We start from the raw sequence: 6278 nt of genomic DNA on the forward strand, positions 1-6278 counted from the left end.
TCCGGGGGGTGCCGCCTGGGTCAACCGTTCCTCCTTCTGCGGGTGGCCAGGAGCAACAGCCCGAGCCCCGCGAGGAATGCCGCGGCGGACGCGGGCGCGCCCTGGCAGCCGCAGCCATCCGGCCCGTCCGAGGGCCCTCCCGAACCGCCGTCGGTGGGCGGGGGCGGAGGCAGCGTCCCGCCGTCGTTGCAGAGCGCGCAGGTGCCGCCGTCCGTCTTGGCGAAGGGGTCGTAGCACTTGCCGGCGGAGTCACACGCGAGCCCGTTGGGGCAGTCCTGGTTGTTGCGGCAGCTGGCCAGACAGGCATTCCCCTGCTCGAAGGGCACGCACTGGAGCGGCGAGGAGCAGGTGCCATCCTCGCAGTCGCGGAAGCAGAAGCGCTGGCCGCCCGCGCCCGCGGAACGGCAGGTGTTGCCCGGAGCGCAGGTGCAGGTGGACACGGAACAGGACTCCGCGCAGACACCCTGCGGATTGCCGTTGAGCTTCAGGCACTCCTGGTTGGTGCCGCACTCGGACGTCTGCGTGCAGGGCTCGCCCACGGTGCGGGTGCCGGCCTGCTGGGTGACGCAGGCGTGGTCGCAGGTGCGGCACGCGTAGGACGTCCCGCACTGGGCGTTGCTCGCGCAGTCCGCCACGCACACGTTGCCTTCAGGCAGCGTGGTGCAGGAGTAGCCGGAGCGACAGTCGCCCGTGCCGGGGCGGCACGTGTCCAGACAGCGCTTGCCAAGGGAGCCGACGGTCGCGCACGCGGAGCCCAGCGGGCAGTCCGCGTTCGCCGTGCAGGACTCCGTGCAGTAGCCGCCCTTCCAGGGCGGAAAGCCCGTCGTCTGATCGGCTTCGGAGAGGCAGCGGGAGTTGGCCGCGCCGCACTCGCTCGCGCTGGCGCAGGGGCTGCCCACCTTCGTGTCCTCGCCCACGGGGGCCGGCAGACACGCGAACTGCGAGCCCGACACCGCCGTGGAGGCCCGGCACTGATAGGGCGCGGGGCACGCACCGGGCACGCCGTCCGGGCACGCCTTGGTGCAGACCTTCACCGTCTTGCCGCTGGTGGTGTTCTGGGTGGTCGCGCAGGTGAGGCCGTTGCCGCAGGCCGTGGTGTCACAGGGAGAGCCCACCGCGCCCGCCTGGGGGTAGCGCTGGCACAGCGCGCCCCGGTCATAGGCGGACGGCGTGCGCCGCTGCACGCCCGGCTCCTGCACGTAGTACATGATGGATTCCCAGGTGGAGTCGCCGGTCTTACCCAGGCCCAGGCAGTGGCCAATCTCACGCATCACGGCCGTCTGCAGGTCATAGAAGCCCGCGGGCGTCGGGGTCGCGGTGGTGAAGCGGTTGTTCACGGCGTTGAGGAAGATGTCGCACTGGTAGACGTAGCCGCCGTTCGTCAGCGGGACCGCCTGCGACACGCTGTTGCCGTGGTTGAGCACCTCCGCGTACACGGGATCCGCGGCGTCCGTGACCCAGATGGCCGCGACGTTGAAGCGATCCAACCGGTCCTTCACGTCCGCGATGGGCGCGGTGGTGGAGCGGCCCTTGTACGTGAAGGCGGGCCAGGCGCAGTTCACGTCCTGCCAGGCCTTGAACGCGGCCTGAACCGTGGTCTCCACGAGCGCGAGGTCGTTGTCGCCGGGCCGGCCATTGCGCGCGTCCAGGTAGTACTCGAACGGGTCCTGGCTGTTGTTGAGCACCCAGTGGTCCAGGTACTGGTAGTCCGACGGACCCTGCGCCGCCGCGGTCGCGGCCAACGCCAGCAATCCGAGCAGGAAGCCACTCCGCTGCAACCCACGATTCATCACCCGCACCTCTTCGCGTCACGTCGCGCGGGCGCCGGCCTGGCACCCGGAGCGTCACCGGGCGGGCAGTCTAACCGCGAACAGCCCGGACCGTGGCATCCACCAGCGCCTCGGGCGTGGGGCGCTCCGCGATGGCGGCCACGTCCAGGCCGAGCTGCGCGAGCGCGGTCGCCGTCGTCGGGCCAATGGCCACCACCTTCGCCGAAGCGAGGGGCTCGCGGCCCGCGCCCTCCAGGAAGGCCTCCGCGGTGCGCGGCGAGGCGAAGAGCACCACCTGGGGCGGCGCTTCGGACAGGTGCGCCAGGGCCTCCGGCGGCAGGGGCGCGGGGGTGGAGCGGTAGGCCGTCACGCGCGTGACGCGCACGCCCAGGTCGCGCAGGCCGTCCTCCAGCTCGCGCCGTCCCTCCTCCGCCGACGGCAGCAGCACGTCGTCGTCCGGCCCGAGCAGATCGCGCAGCGCGGTGAACAGCGCCGCCCCGGTGCCCTCCGCGGGCTCGGCGGCCACCGTCAGGCCAAAGGCCTCCACCGTCCTCGCGGTGCGCGGGCCCACCGCGGCCAGCTTCACGCGGGACAGGCGGTCCAACGTGCCCGCGAGCCGCAGGGCCTCCAGGAACGCCTCCACGGCGGAGGGGCTCGCGAACACCACCCAGTGGTAGCGCTGCACGTGCTCGGCCGCGGACGCGAGCGGCCGGGGGTCCTCCGGAGGCCGCAGCTCCAGGAGCGGGAGGCTGAACACCTCGGCGCCCTCGTCCTCCAGCAGGAAGCACAGCTCTTCGGCGCGCTCTCGCGGGCGCGTCACCAACACTCGGATGCCTTCCAGTCGCCGGTCCACGGGCCGGACTCTAGGCGCGGGACGCGTCTTCGCGGCGGGCGAAATCGCGCAGGATGTCACCTGCCCCGCGCGACAGCAGCTCCTCCGCGAGCGCTTCGCCCAGCCGCTCCGCCTCCGGGACGGGGCCCCGCACCTCGCCCCGCACCACCCGGGTGCCGTCGGGGCGGCCCACCAGACCGCGCAGGTGGACCTGCCCGTCCACCACCGTGGCGTGGCCCGCCATGGGCACCGTGCAGCCGCCCTCCAGCTTCGCCAGGAAGGCGCGCTCGGCCCGCACCGCGCCGCGCGTGGTGAGGTCCTCCAGGGGCGCGAGCAGCGCGCGCACCTCCGCGTCCTCGCCGCGGCACTGGATGGCCAGCACGCCCTGCCCCACCGCGGGCAGGCTGTCCGCCACCGGGACGATCTCCGTGATGTGGTGCTCCAGGCCCAGCCGCTTGAGCCCCGCCGCGGCGAGCATCGCGCCCGCGAGCTTCAAATCGCGCGTCTTCTGCAGCCGCGTCTGCACGTTGCCGCGCAGGGAGACGATCTCCAGGTCCGGGCGGTGCGCGCGCAGGATGCAGCTTCTGCGCAACGACGACGTGCCCACCCGCGCGCCCGGGGGCAGCCGGGCCAGCGTGTAGCCCTCCGGGCTGCAGAACGCGTCGCGCGGATCCTCGCGCGTCGGCACCGCCGCCAATATCAGCCCGTCCGGGAACACCGACGTCATGTCCTTGAGGCTGTGCACCGCCACGTCCGCGCGGCCGTCGAGCAATGCCTGCTCAATCTCCTTCACGAACAGGCCCTTGCCGCCCACGGCGGACAGCGGCGCGGACAGGAAGCGGTCGCCCTCGGTGGTCATCTCCACCAGCGACACCTCCAGGCCCGGATTGCCCGCGGTGAGCAGCGAGGCCACGTGGCGGGCCTGCCAGAGCGCCAGCGGGCTCTGCCGCGTCGCGATGCGCACGGCCTTCATCGCCGGCTCCCGATGACCGCCACGTTCGGCGCCAGCTCCTGGCCGGACGCGGGCTGCGGGTCCGGCGCGATGGCGGCGGCCTCTTCCTCGCTGAGGCCGAACAGCTCCGCGGCGGCGCCGGCCAGGCGGTTGCCCTCTCCCTGCGGACCCACGGCGCGCAGCCGCGCGGTGGGCTCGTGCAGCAGCTTGTTCACGATGGCGCGTCCCATGGCCTCGATGCTCTTGCGTTGCTTGTCCGTGAGCCCGTCACCCAGGCCCAGCAGCGTGCGCTCCACCTCCGCACGGGCGATGCCCTCCGCGCGCTGACGCAGGCGGGCCAGCACCGGCATCCCGTCACGCAGCGCACGCTCCCGGGCGAAGCGCGCCACCTCCTGCGCCACCAGCCCGCCCGCCTTGTGCGCCTCTTCCGCGCGCGCGGCGGCGTTGTCCGCGACGAACTTCTGGATGTCATCCACGTCGTACGCGTGCACCCAGTCCAGCGTGCCCACCGCCGGGTCGATGTCTCGCGGCACCGCCAGGTCCACCATGAACAGCGGCCGGCCCCGGCGCGCCTTGCCCAGCGCCCCCACGTTGTCGCGCGTGAAGATGGGCACCGGCGACGCGGTGCTCGTCACCACCACGTCCGCGGACGCCAGCAGCGTGAAGAGCTCCTCGTAGGGCCGAGCGACGCCGCCCACCTCCGCCACCAGCGCCTCCGCGCGCGCGAGCGTGCGGTTGGTCACGATGAGCTTCCCGGCGCCCGCGTTCTTCAGGTGCCGCGCCGCCAGCTCGCCCATCTCGCCCGCGCCCACCACCAGCACCGTCTTGTCCTTGAGCCCGTCGAACACCTTGCTCGCGAGCTGCACCGCTGCGGACGCCATGGACGTGGCCGCGCGCCCCACCGCCGTCTCCGTGCGCACGCGCTTGGCGCAGCCGAACGCCGCCGCGCACGCGCGCGTCAGCTCCCCGCGCACCGCGCCCGCGCCCTGGCCGCGCTCGAAGGCGTCCTTCACCTGCCCCAATATCTGCGCCTCGCCCAGCACCATGGAGTCCAGGCTGGAGGCCACGCGGAACAGGTGCACGAGCGCCGCCTCGCCCTGGTGCTCGTACAGGTGCTCCAGCGCCTCCGCGCCGCCCAGCTCCTGCAGCGTCTGCCGCGCACGCTCCCGCGCCTGCTCCGCGCTGGGGGCCGCCAGGTACACCTCCACGCGGTTGCACGTGGACACCCAGAGCGCCTCCACCGGCGCCTGCGCCAGCCGCTGCAACACTTCTGTCTGCCGGGCTTCGGGCAATGCCAGCCGCTCCCGGATGCCCAGGGGCGCGGTGCGGTGGGACACGCCGATACAGATGAATTCCATGGCTACGGCATCCCCGGGCCAGCGGCGGACAGATCGTAGGACGACAGGAAGGACACCAGCACCAGGCAGAAGCCGGCCATGGTGAGCAGTGCCACGCGCCGCCCCCGCCAACCGGCGAAGATGCGCGCATTGACGAGCGCAGCGAAGACACCCCAGGCGACGAACGTCGCCAGCTGCTTGCCATCGAAGTTCCAGGCAATGCCCGGCGCCGTGGTGACGAACAGCGCCCCGGTCGCCAGGGTGAGGGACAGCGCGATGAACCCCCACACCACCAGCCGCCGGTTGAGCGTGTCCAGGAACTCCAGCGAGGGCAGCCGGGCGAAGAGCAGCCCGAAGTGCTTGGTCTTCACCTGCCGCTCCATGAGCAGGTACATGACGCCCACCCCCGCCGCCACGCCAAAGGCCGTCATCCCCAAGAGCGCGATGGAGACATGCACGGGCAACAGCGGCTGACGCACCGCGGCCGGAAGCGGCGCCGGCCCGCCATGCAACAACATCCCGACGAGCAGCACCGCCACCGCCAGGGGCGTGAGGAACGCGCCGATGACGGGCTTGCGGTAGCGCACATCCAGCGCGAGGAACAGCGCCAGCAGCAGGAAGGCGAAGGTGGACATGCCCTGCGCGGGCCCCACCAGCCGGCCTCCCTGCGCGCCCAGCAGCTCGATGAGGGCAACGCAATGCATCAGGAGCCCGGTCCCCACGAGCACGCGCCCGGTGATGGCGAGCACCTGCGACTGGCGGACCAGGAAGGCCAGGTAGACGAGCGCAGCCAGCCCGTAGGCATGGCAGGCGAGTGAGACGAGCAGGTGGCTCATGGCGGCAGGCTCATAACCACGGCCGAGGGGGCATTCAGCCTGGCCTCAGCCCATTTTATCGAGAATGAAGGCCGCCAGCAGATCGGTCTCCGAGTTGGGCTTACGCTCCGGATGAGGCGCGCCCACTTCCGCCACATAGCCTGGAACGACCTCGTACGCGGAGTCCCCCACCAGGATGGAGTCGGCCATCTGTTCGGCCCCCAGCCGGGCGAGCTGGTCCTCCGTCTTCACCCGGGCCACCAGCTGGTGCGTGTCCTCGCCCGACACCAGCTGCACCACGTGGACGGCGGGCGTGAGGGGCCAGTCGCCCCCTCCCTCGACGGCCACGATCAGCCGGCCTTCGCGCAGGTCTGCTTTGTCCGCGAGGGCCCACTCCTCGAGCTGCGCCTGGGACAGGAAGAGCTTCGTCACGTCCCCATCCTACACCAGCGCCCTGCCGCGAGGGCCCGCGAAATGGCCCCCGGCTCCGGCTCCGGCTCCGGCTCAGGCTCAGGCTCCGCATCCGGAGCAAGCCTGCGGCCCTGCATGCGCCGCGTGGACAGCCCCTCCCGC

6 protein-coding genes are annotated in these 6278 nt (G+C 72.4%); all 6 read right to left on the minus strand.

All coding sequences use genetic code 11. The features are described 5' to 3' along the window. Positions 1 to 20: 20 nt before the first annotated feature. Entirely contained in the window at positions 21 to 1790 is a 1770-nt protein-coding gene (locus D7X12_RS06855; protein WP_147443549.1) for an MYXO-CTERM sorting domain-containing protein, read from the minus strand. Between the two features lie 70 nt (positions 1791 to 1860). Next, positions 1861 to 2622: a uroporphyrinogen-III synthase gene (locus D7X12_RS06860; protein ID WP_120624450.1), complete on the minus strand. Its 762-nt coding sequence runs from the start codon at positions 2620 to 2622 to the stop codon at positions 1861 to 1863. A 10-nt stretch (positions 2623 to 2632) separates the two neighbouring features. After that, entirely contained in the window at positions 2633 to 3574 is a 942-nt protein-coding gene (hemC, locus tag D7X12_RS06865; RefSeq protein WP_120624451.1) for a hydroxymethylbilane synthase, read from the minus strand. After that, on the minus strand, positions 3571 to 4911 hold the full coding sequence (gene hemA, locus D7X12_RS06870; RefSeq protein ID WP_244224398.1) for a glutamyl-tRNA reductase: 1341 nt from the start codon (positions 4909 to 4911) through the stop codon (positions 3571 to 3573). Before hemA ends, hemC begins: the two co-directional genes overlap by 4 nt. Positions 4912 to 4913: 2 nt before the next feature. Beyond that, positions 4914 to 5726, minus strand: coding sequence for a cytochrome C assembly family protein (locus tag D7X12_RS06875; protein WP_120624452.1), 813 nt, complete (start codon positions 5724 to 5726; stop codon positions 4914 to 4916). Positions 5727 to 5771: 45 nt separating this feature from the next. Further along, positions 5772 to 6137, minus strand: coding sequence for a hypothetical protein (locus D7X12_RS06880; RefSeq protein WP_120624453.1), 366 nt, complete (start codon positions 6135 to 6137; stop codon positions 5772 to 5774). Positions 6138 to 6278 lie beyond the last annotated feature (141 nt).

It is taken from the genome of Corallococcus sicarius, assembly GCF_003611735.1.
Taxonomy (GTDB): domain Bacteria; phylum Myxococcota; class Myxococcia; order Myxococcales; family Myxococcaceae; genus Corallococcus; species Corallococcus sicarius.